The 19645-nt window shown below is 62.3% G+C and carries 11 protein-coding genes and 1 pseudogene; all 12 read right to left on the bottom strand.

The genetic code is table 11. The features are described from left to right. The 12 genes and pseudogenes from pseC to KI242_RS08425 all read right to left on the bottom strand — a co-directional run bounded on the left by pseC (position 1) and on the right by KI242_RS08425 (position 19358). Positions 1-1164, bottom strand: a complete 1164-nt coding sequence (gene pseC, locus KI242_RS08480) for a UDP-4-amino-4,6-dideoxy-N-acetyl-beta-L-altrosamine transaminase (protein ID WP_053149722.1) — start codon at positions 1162-1164, stop codon at positions 1-3. Next, entirely contained in the window at positions 1161-2162 is a 1002-nt protein-coding gene (gene pseB, locus KI242_RS08475; RefSeq protein ID WP_212806053.1) for a UDP-N-acetylglucosamine 4,6-dehydratase (inverting), read from the bottom strand. The genes pseC and pseB overlap by 4 nt, the downstream gene beginning before the upstream one ends. A gap of 10 nt (positions 2163-2172) precedes the next feature. Then, on the bottom strand, positions 2173-5106 hold the full coding sequence (locus tag KI242_RS08470; protein ID WP_053156928.1) for a TIGR00180 family glycosyltransferase: 2934 nt from the start codon (positions 5104-5106) through the stop codon (positions 2173-2175). Between the two features lie 414 nt (positions 5107-5520). Next, positions 5521-9092, bottom strand: a pseudogene (locus KI242_RS08465) (glycosyltransferase). 121 nt (positions 9093-9213) lie between these two features. Beyond that, positions 9214-10782: a flagellar hook-associated protein 3 gene (locus KI242_RS08460; RefSeq protein WP_011059955.1), complete on the bottom strand. Its 1569-nt coding sequence runs from the start codon at positions 10780-10782 to the stop codon at positions 9214-9216. Between the two features lie 13 nt (positions 10783-10795). Continuing rightward, on the bottom strand, positions 10796-12847 hold the full coding sequence (gene flgK, locus KI242_RS08455) for a flagellar hook-associated protein FlgK (RefSeq protein ID WP_011059954.1): 2052 nt from the start codon (positions 12845-12847) through the stop codon (positions 10796-10798). A gap of 10 nt (positions 12848-12857) precedes the next feature. After that, positions 12858-14120, bottom strand: a complete 1263-nt coding sequence (flgJ, locus tag KI242_RS08450; RefSeq protein WP_053156921.1) for a flagellar assembly peptidoglycan hydrolase FlgJ — start codon at positions 14118-14120, stop codon at positions 12858-12860. Between the two features lie 10 nt (positions 14121-14130). Continuing rightward, on the bottom strand, positions 14131-15240 hold the full coding sequence (locus KI242_RS08445; RefSeq protein WP_011059952.1) for a flagellar basal body P-ring protein FlgI: 1110 nt from the start codon (positions 15238-15240) through the stop codon (positions 14131-14133). Between the two features lie 15 nt (positions 15241-15255). Next, positions 15256-15951 carry a flagellar basal body L-ring protein FlgH gene (gene flgH, locus KI242_RS08440; RefSeq protein WP_011059951.1) on the bottom strand — a complete coding sequence of 232 codons (696 nt, stop codon included), beginning with the start codon at positions 15949-15951 and terminating at the stop codon, positions 15256-15258. A gap of 61 nt (positions 15952-16012) precedes the next feature. Next, complete coding sequence (flgG, locus tag KI242_RS08435) at positions 16013-16798, bottom strand: flagellar basal-body rod protein FlgG (protein WP_011059950.1); 786 nt, start codon at positions 16796-16798, stop codon at positions 16013-16015. Positions 16799-16843: 45 nt separating this feature from the next. Next, entirely contained in the window at positions 16844-17584 is a 741-nt protein-coding gene (gene flgF, locus KI242_RS08430; RefSeq protein ID WP_015634616.1) for a flagellar basal-body rod protein FlgF, read from the bottom strand. Between the two features lie 205 nt (positions 17585-17789). After that, positions 17790-19358 carry a sigma-54-dependent phenylalanine hydroxylase transcriptional regulator PhhR gene (locus tag KI242_RS08425; protein WP_015634615.1) on the bottom strand — a complete coding sequence of 523 codons (1569 nt, stop codon included), beginning with the start codon at positions 19356-19358 and terminating at the stop codon, positions 17790-17792. Positions 19359-19645 lie beyond the last annotated feature (287 nt).

Raw genomic sequence — 19645 nt, 5'->3', positions numbered from 1 at the left:
CTACAGCTCCTGAATCCAATGTCGCAATTGCTGTACAACGTAGTCCTGCTGGTCATCCGTCAGCCCGGGATACATCGGCAAGCTGACGGCCTGGGCGTAATAACGCTCCGCCTCGGGGAAATCACCCTCAGCAAAACCCAGATCCCGGTAGTAGGGTTGCAGGTGCACTGGGATGTAATGCAGGTTGACTCCGATCCCAGCCTTGCGCAGCCCCTCGAAGACCTCACGGTGCGAATGCTTGATGTGCTGGAGTTGCAAGCGCACGACATACAGGTGCCAGGCCGAGTGAGCATCAGGTTGAGCCTGGGGCAGGCTCAACGGCAGGCTCTGCAACAGATGCTGATAACGCTCTGCAAGATAACGCCGGCGTTGTAAAAAGCCCGGTAGCTTATTCAACTGCGAACGCCCGAGCGCCGCCTGAAGATCGGTCATGCGGTAGTTGAAGCCCAGTTCGACCTGCTGGTAATACCATGGGCCATGGCTCTGGCCCACCATCTGCGCCGGGTCGCGGGTCATGCCATGGCTACGCAGACGACGCAGATGATCCGCCAGCTCCGGGCTATTGGTCATGACCATTCCACCTTCGGCACTGGTGATGATCTTCACCGGATGAAAGCTGAACACCGTCATCGCCGCGAATTCTCCACAGCCAACCGGACGCCCCGCATAGCTGGCGCCCACCGCGTGGGAGGCATCCTCGATCAAGGTGAAGGCATAACGCTCGGCCAGTTCCGCCAGGCGTCGCATATCACAGCTCTGCCCCGAGAACGCCACCGCGATCACCACCTTGGGCAGTGCCCCGTTGGCCTCGGCCGCTTGCAGCTTGAGGGCCAATGCCTCGGCGTCGAGGTTCCAGGTCCGCGGATCGATATCGACAAAGTCCACGTCCGCACCACAGTAACGACCACAGTTGGCCGACGCGAGGAACGTGTTAGGAGTGGTCCATAACCTATCACCCGGCCCCAGGCCCGCCGCCAGGCAAGCAATATGCAAGGCGGCAGTGGCGTTGCACACCGCTACGCCATAGGCCGCCTTGCAGACGGTCGCCATTGCCTGCTCGAAAGACTCGATTGCTGGCCCCTGGGTCAACCAGTCGGAGTGCAAGACCCCCAGCACGGCGTCGATATCTTCCTGGTCAAGGCTTTGGCGACCATAGGGAATCATGGTGCGATCCTGGTGTGCAGTTCGGCTATCTGCCCGACCGACAGAAACTCCGGATTGGTATCGGAGCGATACTCGAAATCCTCGGCCACAGAAACGCCCCGCTCGCCCTTGCCGTCCACGGCAAAATCAACGTTGACGCTGGTAAAGCGGATGGAGGGCTGGATCGTGTAGTGATCGTCGAACTCCAGGGTCATGCGCGCATCATCCAGAGGCACCATCAACTCATGGAGCTTCTCCCCCGGACGAATCCCCACCTCTTTGTGTGGCAAGTGCGCGGCCATCCCCAAGGCCAGATCGACGATGCGGATCGACGGAATCTTCGGCACGAAAATCTCCCCGCCGTGCATCCGCGCGAAGCTGTCCAGAACAAATTGCACCCCGTGGTCCAGGGTGATCCAGAAGCGGGTCATGCGCTCATCGGTAATGGGCAGCTCCGTTGCACCCTTGGCAATCAGCTGGCTGAAGAACGGCACCACTGAACCTCGGGAACCTGCAACGTTGCCATAGCGCACCACGGCAAATCGAGTGGCCTGCTCACCCGCGATGTTGTTCGCCGCCACGAACAGCTTGTCCGACAGCAGCTTGGTGGCGCCATACAGGTTGATCGGGCTCGCAGCCTTGTCGGTGGACAAGGCAACGACCTTCTGTACCCCGTTGTCGATGGCCGCAGCAATGATGTTTTCAGCGCCATTGACGTTGGTGCGAATGCACTCCGTGGGGTTGTATTCGGCCGCCGGCACCTGTTTCAGCGCCGCGGCATGCACCACATAGTCGATACCCCGCATCGCCTGGCGCAAGCGCTCGGCATCGCGAACATCGCCGAGGAAGTAACGCATGCAGGGCGCATTGAAGGTCTGCTGCATCTCGTACTGCTTGAGCTCATCGCGAGAGAACACCACGACCCGCTTGGGCTGATACTGCTCCAGCAGGCGTCGAATGAAGTTGCGCCCGAAGGAGCCGGTGCCACCGGAAATGAAAATGGATTTGCCGTTGAACATCATTGATTCCTTATCCCAGCAACTGGTTCCAGTTCACCGCGCTCGCGGCCCCCAGCGCAAAGCCCTTGCCAGTCAACGCCAGGTTCTGGTTGTAGGCCGTATCCTGCGCAAAGCGCGCCGCCCATTTGTCTTTCAGGGCTGCCAAGGCCTGTGGATCTTGCGCCAGGGTGCCGGGATGCATGACCTGCGCTTGCGGAGTCAGGACGGTGAGATAACCGGCATCGGCCACCTTCAGGCACAGGTCGACATCGGCGAAGGCCTGGTCGAAATGCTCCTCGTCCAAACCACCTACGGCCTCGAACAACGCCTTGGCGATCATCAGGCAGACGCCGGATACCGCCGAGTAGTTCTTCTCCACCCAGAGGCTGTTCATGTAGCCCGGAGCATCCTTGGCCTCTCCGGCGAAGGCTGCGCCCAACTGGCCATTGAGGCCGAGGATCAGGCCCGCCTGGGTGGTCATGCCGCGCTCATTCACCAGCCTCGCGCCGACAATCCCGATCTCCGGACGCTGTACCTGGTTGAGCAGGCTGTCGATCCAGTTGGCATTGACCACTTCGGCATCGGCCGAAAGCAGCAACAGGTACTCCCCCTTGGCTTCAGCGCAGGCTGCATTGTGCAGTGCCGAAGTGCTCACCCGCTGGCCGCTGCGCAACACCCGGATCCGCTCCCCCTGGCGTTCCAGGCTGGCCAGCCAGCTATCGAGTTCGGCGTTCTGGCTGTGGTTCTCGGCAATCAGCACCTCGTAACGCTGGTAGCGGGTACGTTGCAGCACACTCACCAGACAGCGTTGCAGCTCGGCGAAGTTGTCCTGGCTCGGCAGAATGATCGAAACCAGCGGCCGCTCGGCATGTTGATAGTCGATCTGGTAGGTCCCTGGCTGGGCAGAACTGACCTGAGCCCGATACCCACGATTGGCCAGGTGACGGCTCAGTACCTGGCGCTCCTCGGCATTTTCCCCGGCTGGCGCAGCCTGGCAGATCAGCAGCGGCTCGGCGAGATGAGCCAGGCCGGCCAGACCACCGTCCTCGATCAGGCGCAGAACCAGATCCAGCTCGACGGCCCGAGCAAACTCGCGATTGAACCCACCTGCCTGCACCAGCACTTCACGGTGCAGCAGCCAATGGCGCGCCATCAGATTGGGGGCGCTTTGCAGCAGGTCCAGATTGACTCCGGGACGGAACACGTGACGCAAGGTGCCATCGGCTTGCCGCTGCACCTCATCCATCGCCACGGCCCTGATGCCTTCGGCGCCCAGCAACTCCAGGCTTGCCCGCAGCAGCCCGCTTGCGGTGAGCTGGTCACCCGCCTCCATCAGGAGTACCCAGTGCGCTGTGGACTGCGCCACCAGCTGATTCAGGCGCTCGATATAGTTGCCCTGGCTGACCTTGACGAAGTGCACAGTGTCCTGTGCCGTGGTCATCGCCGGCAGATCGCCGGTGGTCAGCACCACCAGCTTGAATGCCTTGCAGTGGTTGGCCATCAGGGAATCGAAAGTGGCTTGCAACTTGATCATGTCGGCGTCGAGGTCGAGCAGCAGAATCTGAAACTGCGGCCCACCGGCGCGCCTTCCCAGCAGATGGGCGATCGACTTGAACTGACCCGGTTTCGGGCCACGGCCTTCCAGCCAGCTGAACAACTGCCCGGACTGGGTATTGGCAAACAACGCGCTGCTATCGGTGGCCGGCAGCGCCTTGAGGCGGGCTGCCCACTCCTGCAGTTCGCGGAACACCTCCACTTCGTCGGTATCGCGCATCGACTCGGCAAGGCGCTTGACCACGGTGAAGTTGAACAGGTTCAGCGCCATGGCTTCCCACAGCCGGCTGCGAAGGGTTCGCGCCGTGTCATTCGAGTGCACCCGCAGCAATTCCTCCTGCTTGAGCAGCACCCCTTCCAGCTCATTGAGCTGCAGGCGCCCCGCAGGCATCGCATGCACAAGAAACTCGATCTGCGTCAACAGATCGAACATCGGCTGGTTGTAGAACGGCATTTCGACAAACTGCTCCGAGCCGAAAGCACGCACCGGGTCCTTGCCGACCTCGCTCCAGGTGGAGCGAAAGATCATCACACCCTTGAGCGAACGGCCACTTTCAAGGCACTCGGCCAAGGCGGCAAAGCTGTCCAGCGCCAGCTGCTTCATCTGCTGCGCATCCGGGCCTTCGCAGTTGTGCGGCAGGGTCGCAAGAAACTCGGCAAATTGCTGATGCTGGGCCAACGAGCCGGCATCCTTGCTGCTCAGCAACGCCTGAATGCGGGCGGTGCGCTCCAGGGCCTCCCTATTGGCCTCACGAACAATGAACGGAACCGGCAGGATCCGCGCCTTGGCAGTGGCCAACAGGAAGAAGGCGTAACCGATATCCAGCCACTCGGTGCTCACCGCAGGTGGCAACTGGCTGTACCACTGGCGCAGCACATCGGTGCGGGTCACGGCATTGAAGGGGCTCAGGTAATGCCCCATGAAACTCATGATCCGCTCACGCCCGTTCGCGGCGGCGAAGTCTTCGGGCCCCTTGCGATCGCGCAGGTAATAGCTGGTTTCCAGGACCCGCGCCGAATACATCAGGCCATAGCCATGGCAGACCGCGTAATCGGGGTGGGCATCAAGGAAAGCTAGCGCGGCGCTAATCCCATCGGCGATCAAAAAGTCGGTGTCGCTGGCAATCGCCAGGTAGGGCGTGTCGACCAGGCCCACACCGTAAGTCAGCTTGCCCTGCTGGTCCTGCCGGGAAAACTGTGGCACGTGGCGGTAATCCACCTTCGGGAATTGGCGAGCCAGAGACTCGTCCGCCTTTTCCGAGGAATCCAGAACCAGGATGGAACAGGCAAAGCTGCTGTAGTAGCGCAGCGCTCGCTGTGCCAGCGCCTTGGCCTCGTGGGTCAATAGCACCAGAGTGAAACGCTCACTCATTGGGGCTGCATCCTCGTTTGCTTTTGTTTGAACCCACATCTGTCCATTCCCTCATCCGGCTGATCGCCTGGAACCTCAAATCATTAATGTTGTACGAACCCGACCCGGCATGTCCCTCTCGGCTCATCCATCCCGCGAGCGCAACTGCGCCCCTGGATGCGCCAAAGAATTGGCTTGAGAACTGCTCAACACCTGGCCAACGCTACGCCTGACTCCAGGCACCGGCCACAACAGGCGAGCCGGAAGCTACCCGCACGCGTGCGCTACACCCATGAGCGCCGGAAGACACACCCGATCATCGACAGCGTTCGTTTTATGACAATTGCCAGCAAGGCTGCAGGAAACGCGCCAGTTCCATCGGTGCGTAGAGCGCAGCCCCCGCCACTGCGAGAGGCCACGCAAGAAACAAAAAAGCCACGCTTGGCAGGCGTGGCTTTTTTTGCAGCGGTTTCTTCAGTCTGCCAACCAGCCCCACATCCAGTGCTGCAGGTTGTCGGGGCCCAGCATGAAGTCGCGCCGCACCGCCTCGCGCAATTCATCTCCCATGCGGTAGCTGGCAACAGGGTCGCTGAGGTGCATGCGGATCGCCTGCAGCCACTCTTCGGTCGTGTTGCTGCGAACCCTGGTGCAAGGCAGGAAGCCACGATAGGCCTCAGTGTCGGTGCAAATGACCGGGTAGCCGCAGGCTCCGTACTCCAGCAACCGCAAGTTGCTCTTGCAGTCATTGAAAATATGGAACTCCAGAGGTGCCAGAGCCAGGTCGAGGTTCAGGCTGGCGAGCTTGAGGGGGTAAGCCTGCAAGCCGATCGCCGGATGGAACTCGTGCACATAAGGGCGCAAGGCGTCGGGGCACATGCCGAAGAACACCCATTCCACCTCAGAGGCCAGTTCACGCACGACATCGGCAATGACCTCCAGGTCCCCGGTGTGACTGGTGCCCCCACCCCAGCCAACCCGCGGCTTGCTGGAAGTACCGCGACGGCTGCTCAGCCCCGCCCAGGGCTCAGGGGCGAGCATATTGGGTACTACCCTGATATCGCTGTGCATGTCCGACAGGACATCCGCCAGCGGCTGAGTGGTGACCACCAGCCGATCGCACAGGGCAATGCCGTCGCGCAGCATCTGCTCGATGTTCGCCGGCTTGTTGCGAGCATGGCTGTTTTTCTTTGGCGCGCTGACCACGTAATCATCGAGTTCGAAGACCCGCAACGCACTGGAGTACTTCTTCATTCGCAGAATGTCGCTGGCCGCGCCGTCGCTGTAGCGCCCCTGGAGCACGATGGTATCGGGCGACAAACGCTCGATTTCCACGGTGGTCGGAGATTCGTATGCCACCCGAGCGATGACCCTGCCTGCAGCTTCCAGCTCGCGCAGTGGCCCGGTGACCCGGTAATGCCCGACCGCGCTGCTGTTGACCGGCAAGCCGAGCACCAGCGGCAAGGCTCGTGAGCAGAACGGGTTCCAGTTGTTGCGCAGGCTGGGTTCCAGGCTGAAACTGGAGAACCCCAGGCTCAGGGCCGGATTGTAGGCTGGATCGCGAGCGATCTTCGGCAGCCACTGACGGTAGAAGCGCTCCTGTTCAGCCTCCTGCATCTGCTGCTGCTCAGGCGCCTGCGGTGGCGCCAACGCCGGGGCCAGCATCAGGGTGGCGTGGGGGTCCAGACCACCAGGTAGCCATCGCGATCGACGCGCAGGCACAGGTCGGCTTCACCCAGGTCAGCGCCGAAACTCTGTTCATCCAGCCCGCCCAGACTGTCGAACACGTCCTTGCGGATCATCAGGCAGTCGCGGCTGACCGCACTCCAGTTCTGCACCACCTGCAGACGCTGCATATAACCACGGGCACCCAGTGCTTCGCCGATGAACGGCGAGCCCACGGGCCCAGACATGCCCAGTACCTGCCCGGCATGCAGGATGGAGCCATCGGTAGCAAGGATGCGCGCCCCCACGACAGCCACCTCCGGACGCTGGGCCTGGTTGAGCAACTCGTCCAGCCAGTCGCTGGTGCAGATCCGTGTGTCGTGGCTGAGCAACAGCAGGTAGTCGCCGCGAGCCTGGGCCGCAATGCTGTTGGTCAAGGCCGCCTGGTTGGCGGGGCCGGCATAAGGCAAGACCCGCAGCATGTTGCCCCCCAACTGCCCCATGGCCGCCAGCCAGTCAGCCATGTCCGGGTCGCGACTGCCGGCAGCCACCAGCAGGATCTCGTAATGGTTGTAGGCGGTCTGCTCGATCAGGCCTTCGACGCAACGCTGCAAGGCCGGCAGCGAATCCCCGCAGGTGATGATGATCGACACCAGCGGCCGCGCACCGTGCTGATAGTCGATGCGATTGAGCAAAGGCAAATCATCATGGCGGATCCGGTACTGCACGCCGATGCGCTGCAAGTGCGCAGCGACCAGCCCCTCACTGGCTTCGATGACCTGGGGCCGGGACAGCCACTTTGCGAACGGGAACTCGGACTCGATCTGGATATCGGCAATATGCTCGATGGTTTGCGGGCCCACATTTTCCACCAGCCGCCACAACAGATCCTGGGGCGCCAGCTCGCCACGTGCGCAATCGAAGCCTCCCTCGCTCAGGAAACGCTCGCGGGAAAAGGCCAGCGAGCGCCCGACATAAGGGTAGGCACGCATCAAATCGAGGTTGAAGTCGGGCTTGAACACCGGTTCGGTTGACTGACCATCAAGCAATGCGCCTTCGTCACTGTAGGCGCAGAGCATGGCCGGGGTGTTGGCGATCCGCTCGGCCAGCACCAGCAATGCCGTGTCACGCAGTTGGTCACCCGACTGCAACAGATAGAACCAGTCACAGGTATCCAGGCGAGGGATCAGTTCGTTGAGTTGCCCGGCCCAGTCGGCCCGCAAGGGTTGACGCAGCACAGCCTCCCCGGCTGTACCGGCAGCGGTGGACAACACCACGATCGTTTCGGCTGGGTACAACTGGCCGGCCAGGCTGCCCAGGGTCCGCTCGAGAGCGGCGCCATCACCTGCCAGGTCCATGACGATCGGCACGATCCGCACCCGCCGCGGCCAGCTTTCGATGCGCTGCGGCAGCAACCGCTGTTCCGCCGCCGACAGGCAACGTGCCGCCAGCCATTGCTGGTAGAACTCCTCGTAGCTTTGACTCTCGCCCCCTACCCGACCGTTGACCACGGCGCTGCGATTGCCCAGCACATGGAGCACCCCCAGCTCACGCCATGGCCGTGGCTGCTCGGCGGCTCGCGCCAGTTCAACGTAACGCACCCAGCCCGCAGCGGGCGCCGACTCGCCAGAACGCTCGGAGAGCATCCGCAATAGCCATTCCCATTCGGTGGCAACGGCCTTGAGCACTTGCGGCGTGCGGCTGAAACGCCCCTGATACAGGCGCTCGCAACTCAACACGGTGGACAGGGCCGCCAGATTGCCGCGGCGCATCAGGCAGATGAACAGCGCCAGGTCCAGCAAGGCGACAAAACCGGCGCCCTTGTGGATCAGGGCTGGCAGTACCTCCAGCACGTCGGCTCGACGCATCAGTGCCGCACTGAAGTTGCCGAGGAAGTTTTTCCGCGTGCCCTCGAAGATCGCCAGCATGTCATCGCCTTTGAGCAGCACGTCGAGCGGCGCAAAGCGGCAGTTTTCAATCCGCGGCGGAAGAATGGAGTTGCCTTCGTCGTTGAATACCCGTAGTGCGAACACCAGATTGACCTCAGGGTGCTCGATCAGCACTTGCGCCTGCAGGGCGATGCTCGGCGCAAACAGCCGGTCATCGTCGCAAAGCACCTTGATCAGCTCGCCCCGGGCCTCTTTCACGCAGCGCAACAGGTTTTTCTGCAACCCCAAAGGTTGCGGGTTGCGCACGTAACGCACCGGGTGCGCGGGTTCGCTCAGCCCTTGTACAACCTGCTGGATTTCATCGCCGGGACTGTCGTCGCAAACAACGATCTCCAGTGGCTGATAGGTCTGCGCCAAGGCACTTTCCAGAGCCTGGCTGAAGAAGCGTGGGTTGAAGGCGGGAATGACGATGCTGACTAGAGGGGCTTGGCTCACGGCGGGAAACTCTCGAGCGGCGAGCCCTGGCCAGTGATGCCAGGGCTGCAAGACCGCTTAAAAAAGACGGCTGGCTGCTCGAAGATCGCGGCGTCCGGGCGCCAGCCCGAACGCCACGCACTCAGACCTTGTTGAACAGACCCAGTTGGGCAATCTTGCTGAAGGCCAGCTGCGAGGCTTGCAGCATGGTCTGTTGCAGGGTCAGGCGGGTCATCACTTCGGCCGGATCGGAGTCGCTGATGGCCGAGCGGGTCTTGGTGTTGGCAGCTGCCAGGCTTTCGTTGATTTCGGTCTGGGTGTCCAGGGCCGAACCACGACCACCCACCGAACTGATACCGATGGACAGCTGGTCGATGCCACTGGCCAGGTTGGCCATCCCCGAGGCGAGGTCGGCCAGTTGCTTCTGGGTCGCCAGGGTGTTACCGGCGGTTGGCGTGTTCAAGGCGTTTTTCAGCTGGCTCACGGTATCCAGTATGTTCTGGGTCTCGTGGGTGTTGACCGACACACTGAACTGATCGTTGGCCGCCGGAGAAGGCGCGCCGGTCAGGGTGAAGCTCACGCCCGCCGCGGTGGCGACGTTGCCCGGCCCGACCACGCCCGAGGACACCGGCTTGCTATCAGCGGTCAGTGGCGCAGCGTACAGATCGAAATTGGTAGCGCTGGTGAACTTGAGGATCGCCGAACCACTGGGGAAGGTGGAGTTGTAGGCCACCGGATCGGTAATGCTGGTGTTCGAGACCTGAGTCATGCTCGGGTTGCCCGGAGAGCGCGCCACATTGAAGGTGTCCGGCTTGGAGCCCAGGGTGAAGGTATGCCCCGGCAGCACGGCGTTGGCGTCGTCACCGGACTTGAGGTTGACGTTCAGGCTCAGGTCGACCCCACGGAAGCTCACGGTCTGGTTCGGCGCAGTGCCGAAAACACCGCCTTTGCTGGCCTCGGCCGTCACATCGTTGCCACTGCCGTCGACGATCTTCAGCTGGGTGCCGGACACGAAGGACACGGTGTAAGGCTCGCCGCTGCGGAATTGGCTGTTGTAGGCACCGTTGTTGGCCACCTGGCCGTTGGACAGGGAAATCCGCCCGTCATCCACGGCTGGCGCGGTCATGGTGACCTGGCTGCGGCTGGTGTTCAGTGCCTGCTGGAACACGTCCCAACCGGTGCTGTTGGCGGCCATCATCATGGTGTCGCCGACCGGCAGTTGCAGGCTGCTCTGGTCACCGTTGTAGCTGTAGGTGCCATCGGAGTTGCGGCTGAACGGCGGAACGTCATCCTTGGAGCCACCGAAGATGTACTTGCCGTTTTCGTCCTGGGAGTTCATCAGGCTCAGCAACTGCTCTTCGATCTGCCCCAGTTCCGAAGCATTGGCCTGGCGGTCGGCGTCGGTGTAACCGGCGTTGCCGGCACCGGAGGCCAGTTCCTTGGCGCGGGCCAGCACGTTGTTGATGCTGGTCATCACCGATTCGGTCTGGCCCAGGGAGGCCTTGATCGAGTTGGTGTTGGTCTTGTACTGGTCCAGCAACGAAGCCTGTTGGCCCAGCTGCAGCAGGCGCGCGGCACCTACCGGATCGTCGGCAGCGGTCTTGACGCGAACCAGGCTGCTGGCCTCTTCGCTGCTCTGGACCACTTTGGAAAAGTTCTTCTGGTAGTTGGTAGCCGAGGACTCGTAAAACTGGGAGGTGGAAATGCGCATGGGCTACGACTCCTTAAAGGCTGTTGATCAGCGTGCTGAAGGTTTCCTGCGCAGCCTTGATGATCTGCGACGACGCTGTGTAGTACTGCTGGAACTTGACCAGGTTGCCGGTCTCATCATCCAGGTTGACCCCGGACAGCGAGTCCCGGGCGCCCTTGGCGTTAGCCAGGATGGTGCCGGTAGCGGCGCTGTCGAGGCTGCCCTGACTGGCCTTGGCGCCGACGTTCTCGATCAGCTTGCCGTAGGCATCCACCAGGGTGATGCCTTTGCTGGCAGAACCTGTATCGACTGTCTGCTTGCTCTGCAAACCGGCCAGCGCCAGGCCGTTGCGGTTGTCCGAAGAGCCGGCGCCGTTCACCGAGATGTTCATGCTGTCGCCGGCAGCGGGAGCGCCGGCCACGGTCATCTGCACGCCGAACGTCTTGGTCACCGGTGGCGTGCCGCCGTCGGTGATCGGCGCACCGCTGGCATCCAGCATGTTGATCTGCAGGTTGAGGGTGTTGGTCTGCCCGGGAACGATGGAGCCGCTGCCCATCTTGTTGCCCTTGGCATCGAAATAGTCGTAGCTCTGGCTGCCGCCTGCCGGCGCATTGAACACCACTTTGACCGGGCCCGAATTCTTGATTGCGGTCTGCATCTCAAGCTTGGCTGCGGCGTCGTAGTTGTCGATCGGCACACTCAAGGAAGGCTGCGCGGAAATGCTCAGGGAGCTCTTGAGCCCGGCAGCCAGCTCGGCCTTCAGCGGAGCCGCGAGGGCCAGGCGCTTGGGGTCGGTCATTTCGGTCTGGATGGTGGTAGCGGCATTGCGGGTCGGGGTGATCTTGAAGCTGTCACCGGCACCGACCGTACCATTGAGTTTCAGCGAGAAGCCATCGATCACCGGTGCCGGGCTGGTGGTGGTGCTGAAGCTGCCCATGTCGGTGCCATCGGAGCGCTTGACGCTGTAGTCGGTGGCACTGCTGAAGGTCACGGTGTAGTCGCTGGTGCTCAGCTTGCCGGTGTCCTTGATGGTGACATCGAAGTTGCCCGAGCCTGCGCTGTTGGTGGCACTGCCAATGCTGCGCTGGCTGATCATCCGGGCACTGTTGATGTCGTTGAACAGGTTGCCGCCGAAATCACCGTTCTTGTCGATGCCTTGAGCCATCAGGCTGTTCATCTGGTCGGCGACCACGAGGGCTACGCGGCCCAGCTCGTTCATCGCCGGATCCAGCACTTCGCTGCGGTAGCGCAGCAGGCCGCCGATCTCGCCACCGGTGGTGAGGTTGGTGATGTCGATGCTGCTCGAGCCCCGGTTCAACTGCAGCGCGGAGCGGCTCGGGTCGTTCTTGCCCTGCACCACTTCCAGGGTATTGGCCGAGTTACCCATGACCAGCGGCTGGCCGCTGCCCAGGTACAGGTCGACGCTGGAGCCACGCTCCGAGACCTGCACGCCGATGAAGGTCGAAAGCTGGCGCACGGTTTCATTACGCGCATCGAGCAGATCGTTGGGCATGCCGTTGCCGTTGGTCGACAGCTCGGAAATCTTCTGGTTGAGCTGGGCCACGGTGTTGGCCAGCTTGTTGACCTGGTCCGCCATGTTCGCCAGGTTGCCGTTGATATTGGTGTTCTGCTGGTTGAGCTGGCTGGATACCGAGTTGAAACGGTTGCTCAGGGCCTGGGTGTCGCTGAGCAGCAACTGCCGGGAAGCCTCGTCGGTAGGCTTGGCGTTGAGGTTCTGCACCGAGGCGAAGAACTTGGTCAGGGCGCCGGTCATGCCGGTGCCGCTGTCCGACAGCAATTGGTCGATCGGACTGATCTGCCCCTGGAACGCCGCGGCATCGCTGTTGAGCGAGGTGGCGGTGCGCAACTGGGCATCGAGGAAGCTGTTATAGACCCGGCGCACGTCCGCCAGGGTGGTGCCGGTGCCGATGAAGACGTTGCCATTCTGGCTGGAGGCCTTGGTGCCCTGCACGGTCTGCTGACGCGAGTACCCGGCGGTGTCGGCGTTGGCAATGTTGTTACCCGTGGTCATCAACGACGTTTGGCTGGCGGCCAGCCCCGACATCCCGATATTGAGCAAACTCATGATTCAGACCTTATAAATTCGTGGAAACGCCAGCCGCAGCGTAGTTCTGGTAATTCTTCATCTGCTTGGCTATCTGCGAAATCTTGCTTGCGTAATCCGGGTCCGTTGCATACCCGGCTTTTTGCAACTCGCGAACAAACTGTTCTGGTTTATCGGCCACCTTCAGCACTTCTTGATAGCGATTGTTGCTCTGCAACAAGGTCACCAGATCGTGGAAGCTGTCCTGATAGGAATCGTAGGAACGGAACGCCGCCGTCTCCTTGACCATCTGCCCGTTGCGGAACTCGCTGGTGATCGCCCGGGCCTGTGCACCCTGCCAACTGCTGCCGGCCTTGATGCCGAACAGGTTGTGGCTGCTGCTGCCATCCTGCTGGCGCATCACCGATTTGCCCCAGCCGGTTTCCAGGGCGGCCTGGGCCACCAGGTAGCGCGGATCGATCCCGATACGCTGGGCCGCCTGCTGCGCCATCGGCAGCATGGTGGCGACGAAGTCGTCGGCGGAACTGAAGGCACGCTTGGCCGGTGCCAGCGGCGGCTGGGCCATGGCCCGGCCATAGACCCGCATCTTGCCCTGGGACGCGGCGTAGCCCTGATTGACCCGCCACTCGCCCCGCAGCACGGCATCGGCGGCCGGGCTGTTGCGGGTCGGCGCGGCGTTCTGTGCGCCGCCCTCGACGGCACCGGCCGACGGCACGATGCCGGTCAACAGGCGATCGGTGAGCTTGCTGGGCAGGGACAGACGACGCTGGTTGAGCAGCACCATGTCGTTATGCGCCACGCTCGTGCGCAAAGGATCGTGGGCCCGCGAAGCCCACATCGGGCGCTGGCCGTTGACCCGGCTCAACGGACCATCCTGGGCCGTGGTACCGGCAGCGATCGGCGTCGGAGTCGCCACCGGCGCCGCGGCCGGCAAAGTCGTGGTGGCCGCATTCGGATGAGCCGGCTTGTTCTTCATCATCTGGCGCATCAGCACATTGGCCAGGCCGATACCGCCACCCTCGCGAGACAGGGACACCGCCAACTGCTGGTCATACATGTCCTGGTACTGCTTGGCGGCCGGGGTATTGAGCGGGTTGTCCTGGCCTATGACGTCAGTGGCCTTGCGCATGGACTTGAGCATTTCATTGAGAAACAGCGACTCGAACTCCTGCGCCACTTTGCGCACGTTGGCTTCGCTGTCCTTGTCGCCGACCTTCAGTTGCTGCAGGCGGTTGAGGTCGGAGTAAGACCCGGAATCGCCGCTGCCAATCAGTCCGCTCTTACGAATATCCATGGCGCTCACCTCAAATCACGATCAGGTCGGCCTGCAAGGCGCCGGCCTGTTTCAAGGCTTCAAGGATGGCCATCAAGTCGCCTGGCGCCGCGCCCACCTGGTTCACCGCCCGGACGATCTCATCCAGAGTGGTGCCCGGGCCGAACTTGAACATCGGCTTGGCTTCCTGCTGAGCATTGACCCGCGAGCGGGGCACCACCGCGGTCTGGCCATTGGACAGAGGGCCGGGCTGGCTGACGATCGGGTCTTCGGTAATGGTCACGGTCAGGCTGCCGTGGGTCACCGCCGCCGGCGAGACCTTGACGTTCTGGCCAATGACGATGGTGCCGGTACGGGAGTTGATGATGACCTTGGCCACCGCCTGCCCCGGATCGATCTCCAGGTTCTCCAGGATCGACAGGTAGTCCACACGCTGACTTGGGTCCAGGGGCGCGGTCACCCGGATCGAGCCACCGTCGATGGCTTGGGCCACGCCTGGGCCGAGCATGTCGTTGATCTTGTCGACGATGCGCTTGGCGGTGGTGAAATCCGAACGGTTGAGGTTCAGGGTCAGGCTGTTGCCCTGGTTGAAACCACTGGGCACGGCACGCTCGACCGAGGCGCCACCAGGAATCCGCCCGGCCGACGGTACGTTGACGGTGATCTTCGAACCGTCGCGTCCTTCGGCATCGAAACCACCCACCACCAGGTTGCCCTGGGCGATGGCGTAGACGTTGCCGTCGATGCCCTTGAGCGGCGTCAGCAGCAAGGTGCCGCCGCGCAGGCTCTTGGAGTTACCAATGGAGGACACGGTGATATCCACCTGCTGGCCCGGCTTGGCGAACGCCGGCAGATCGGCACTCACCGACACCGCCGCGACGTTCTTCAACTGCACGTTGCCGGAGCCGGCCGGCACCTTGATGCCGAACTGCGACAGCATGTTGTTGAAGGTCTGCAAGGTGAAAGGCGTCTGGGTAGTCTGGTCGCCGGTACCGTTAAGCCCGACCACCAGGCCATAGCCGATCAATTGGTTGGAACGCACGCCGGAAATGCTGGCGATGTCCTTCAACCGCTCGGCCTGGACGCCAAGGGAAGTGGACAGCAACAACGCCGCCGCCATCAGGTGCTTGAAATTGAGCATGAGTCTTTTCATCACCTAGAAAGGGAACAGCGGGCTGAGGAAGAAACGGTCGAACCAGCCAGGCTGGTTGGCATCGGCAAACGAGCCGGTGCCCGAATAGGTAATGCGTGCATCCGCGACCCGGGTCGAGGACACGGTGTTGTCGGTGGCGATGTCGTCCGCCCGTACCAGGCCTGCAATCCGCACCAGCTCATCGCCGGTGTTGAGGGTCATCCACTTCTCGCCACGCACCGCGATGATGCCGTTGGGCAGTACGTCGGCCACGGTCACGGTGATCGAACCGGTCAGGCTATTGCTCTGGGCCGCCTTGCTGTCGCCCTTGGTGGCGCGATTGCCGCTGTAGCCGGCATTCAGGGTCAGGTCGCCGTCGCCCAGCGGGTTGTTGGTGTTGGGCACGGCACCGAACAGCGAGGTCAGGCCAATGCTGTTGGAACTGGTCTTGGTCAGCGCCGAGTTGGCACCCTTGCTGGCGTTGGTCCGCTCGTTCAGGGTGATGGTGATGATGTCACCGACCCGGAACGCCTTGCGGTCGCTGTACAGGTTCTGCTCGAAGCCGGCCTGGTAGATCGAACCGTTGTTGGACGCGGAAGGCAGCGGCGTACGCGGCAGCACCGGCGCGTAGTAAGGGTCATTGGGCTTGGGCGGCGGGGCGACACAGCCCGCGAGCACGGCACTCCCACTCAGCGCTAGAACACAAATAAACCGATTCATGACCCTTCCTCACGATGTTGCCGGTGCACCACTTCAGACCCGTGGCGACCTCAAGACTTGATTACAGCTTCTGCGTAATGAACGAGAGCATCTGGTCCGCGGTGGAGATCACCTTGGAGTTCATCTCGTAAGCGCGCTGAGTGGTGATCATGTTGACCATCTCCTCAACGGTGCTGACGTTGGAGGCTTCCAGGGTGTTCTGCAGCGTGGTGCCGAAACCGTTGAGGCCCGGGGTACCGATCTGCGGCGCGCCACTGGCGGCGGTTTCCAGGAACAGGTTGTTGCCCTGGGCCTGCAGGCCCGCCGGGTTGATGAAGTCGGCGGTTTGCAGGTTGCCGATCACCTGGGACGCCGGGTTGCCGGCAATGGTGATGGACACGGTGCCGTCCTGGCCTACGGTGAAGGTCTGCGCATCGTTGGGCACGACAACCGCAGGCTCCAGGGCAAAACCGCTGGCGGTGACGATCTGGCCGTCGGAGTTCAGGTGGAAAGTACCGTCACGGGTGTAGGCCGTGGTGCCATCGGGCTGCAGGATCTGGAAGAAACCGCGTCCGTTGATGGCCAGGTCCAGAGGTTGCTCGGTGGTCTGCAGGCTGCCGGCGGTGAAGTTCTTCTGGGTGCCGACAATGCGCACACCGGTACCGACCTGCAGGCCGGTTGGCAGCTCGCTGTCCTGGGTGGACTGGGCCCCCGGCTGACGCTTGATCTGGTACAGCAGGTCCTGGAACTCGGCGCGATCACGTTTGAAGCCCGTGGTCGAGACGTTCGCCAGGTTGTTGGAAATGACGGTCAGGTTGGTGTCCTGGGCGGACAGACCGGTTTTGGCAACCCATAGAGCCGGAAGCATTGATTTCTCCTCTCGCGCCTGTTTTACGGCGCTAGATACTGGTAATTAGCTGATCTGCAAGACCCGAGCCATGGCCTGGTCGTCTTCTTTGGCGCTGTTCATCATCTTCACGTGCAATTCGAACTGCCGGGACAGGGCCAGCACCGCGGTCATCTCTTCAACAGCGTTGACGTTGCTCGACTCCAGGAAGCCCGAGACCACCTGGACATTGGCATCGGCGGGTGCCGGCTGGCCGTCCTTGGTCTTGATCGAGCCGTCCAGGCCTTTGGTGAGGTTCTTGATGTCCGGGTTGACCAGCTTGATGCGGTCGACCTCGGCCATGACTCGCGGGCCCTCGCCCATGGCACGGATACTGATGGTGCCGTCCTGGCCAACTTCGATCTTCTGCTCGGGTGGCACGGCGATCGGGCCGCCATTGCCCATCACCGGCATGCCGTTGCCGGCGCGCAGCACACCCAGGGCGTCGACATTCAAACTGCCGGTACGCACATAGCTTTCGCTGCCGTCGGGGCTCTGCACGGCGATCCAGCCGTTGCCGCTGACGGCCACGTCCAGGTCACGACCGGTCTCCACCATCGAGCCGGCACTGAAATCCGTTGCCGGGCGCTCGCTCATGGCAAAGGCGCGCGCCGGAAAGCTGTCACCAAATACCGGCATCGCACGGGCCTGCTCCAGGTCGCGCTGAAAACCATTGGTAGAGATGTTCGCCAGATTGTTGGCATGAGCCTTTTGCGCCAGTGCATTCTGGCTGGCGCCGGTCATTGCCACATAAAGGTACTTGTCCACAGTCTTTCCTCTGTCTGCCGGACGTTTGCCGCCCACCGCTGTACTGCGAAGCCATAAGCAATAAGCGCACCAACTTTTTCACGCAGTGGTGATCCCCAGGCGGGGCAAGGCTTTGCCTGATTACAGAGGAAAAAACAGCGCTGGCAGAAGACGGAAAAACGGCGGTCTTATGCCGCTACCGGCAAGTAACGGCCCGGATACAAGCCTAGGGATTGTCGCCGGCATTCCTGCCGACCTCGTATTCGCGCAGTTTGTTGGCGATGGTGGTGTGGGAAACCCCCAGCCGCTTGCCCAGCTGACGGCTACTGGGGTGCTCGGCGTACAGACTCTCGAGCACGGCCTTTTCAAAGCGCCCGACAATCTGTTCCAGGCCACCCTCCAGGGAGAAATCGCCAAGCGGCTGGCGCGCACCATAGTCCGGCAGCCGGATGTGCTCGGTCTTGACCGTACCGCCATCGCACAGGGAAACCGCCTGAAACAGCACGTTCTCCAGTTGCCGCACATTGCCCGGCCAGTGGTAGTGACTGAGGCGTTCCATGGCCGCCGGCGCCAGACGCGGCAACGGGCAACCGATCTGCCGGCTGGCCTGGTCGAGAAAGTGCTCCACCAGGGGGGTCAGGCCGTCGAGGCATTCGCGCAATGGCGGAATGTGCAGGGACAGCACATTCAACCGGTGATAGAGGTCCTGACGGAACTCGCCCCTGGCGCACAACTCGGAAAGATCCACCTGGGTCGCGCAGATCACCCGCACATCCAGGTACACCTCTTCATCGCTGCCGACCCGGCGGAAGCAGCCATCCTGCAGGAAGCGCAGCAGCTTGACCTGCAAGCGCGGGCTCATCTCCCCTACCCCGTCGAGAAACAGGGTGCCACCGGCGGTCAGCTCCAGCAGCCCCAGCTTGCCCTCTGCCCGAGCCCCCTCGAAGGCGCCGGGGCCGTAGCCGAACAGCTCGGTCTCGGCCATGGACTCCGGCAACCCGGCGCAGTTCAGGGCCATCAGCGGCGACTGCCCGCGCGGGCTGGCCAGGTGACAGGCACGGGCCAGCAGCTCCTTGCCGGTCCCGGTCTCGCCCTCGATCAAAAGCGGCGCATCCAGCGGCGCCATGCGCCGAGCCTCACGCACCACCGCCGCCATGACCTTCGAACTCTGGAAGATGCTGTCGAAGCCCCGCAGCTCCTGCTTGCGCACGTTGTAGATGCGCTCGCCAACGCGATCCGCCCGGTGCAAGGTCAATACCGCGCCGGCCATGGCTTCGCTGTCGTCATGTTCCGATTGCAGCGGCGCGATGTCCGCCAGGAACACATCGCCCCTGACCTTGACTCGCAACCCGTTGATCCGCGACTGGTTGGCCCGCACCAGTTCCGGCAGGTCGAAGTCTTCGGCGTAGCGCGACAGGGGAATGCCCGGCACCTCGTCCACCCGCACCCCGAGCAACTGCGCTGCGGCCCGGTTCGCCGCCACGATGGAGCCGCCCATGTCGATGGACAGCACCGGGAACTCCAGAGCCCCCAACAGCGCATTGAGCTCCATGTGCCGGCGCTCGCTGGGCATCAACCCGACTCGCTTGACGCCAAACACCCCGGCGATGGACTCGAACTTGGGGCGCAGCGCCTGGAATTGCAGGTTGATCAGGTTCGGGCAGTGCAGATAGATGGCATTGCCATGCTCGCCCCCCACCTCGCCACGGGCCACGTTGATCCCGTATTCCACCAGCAGGTTGAGAATGTCGCGCAGGATGCCGATGCGATTCTGGCAGTGAACTTTGATACGCATAGAAGGAAGGCCCTGGGACTGACAGTGAAAGGCATAAGCGCCGAAAACCGACGCTTATGGCATCGGGCTTTACAAACTTTCTGCAGGATGGCGCAGATAGTCGTCAAGATTATGTGACAGCAAACCGCTTTTTCAAACCTGAAAACCCACCACAGGGTGGAGACTCCGCCAGATTCGTAACGTTTACTTTACAAATTGATGCGCAACAGCCCTCCAACCGCACCGGCCACCTGCTGCAAAGCGTCGCACCCTCGGGTATCACTGGGGTCACACATAACAAGAACGCA

Source organism: Pseudomonas sp. Eqa60 (assembly GCF_018326405.1).
GTDB classification, from domain to species: domain Bacteria; phylum Pseudomonadota; class Gammaproteobacteria; order Pseudomonadales; family Pseudomonadaceae; genus Aquipseudomonas; species Aquipseudomonas protegens.
Note: the sequence above shows the minus strand (reverse complement) of the source record. Positions and strands in the feature narration are given on the sequence as shown.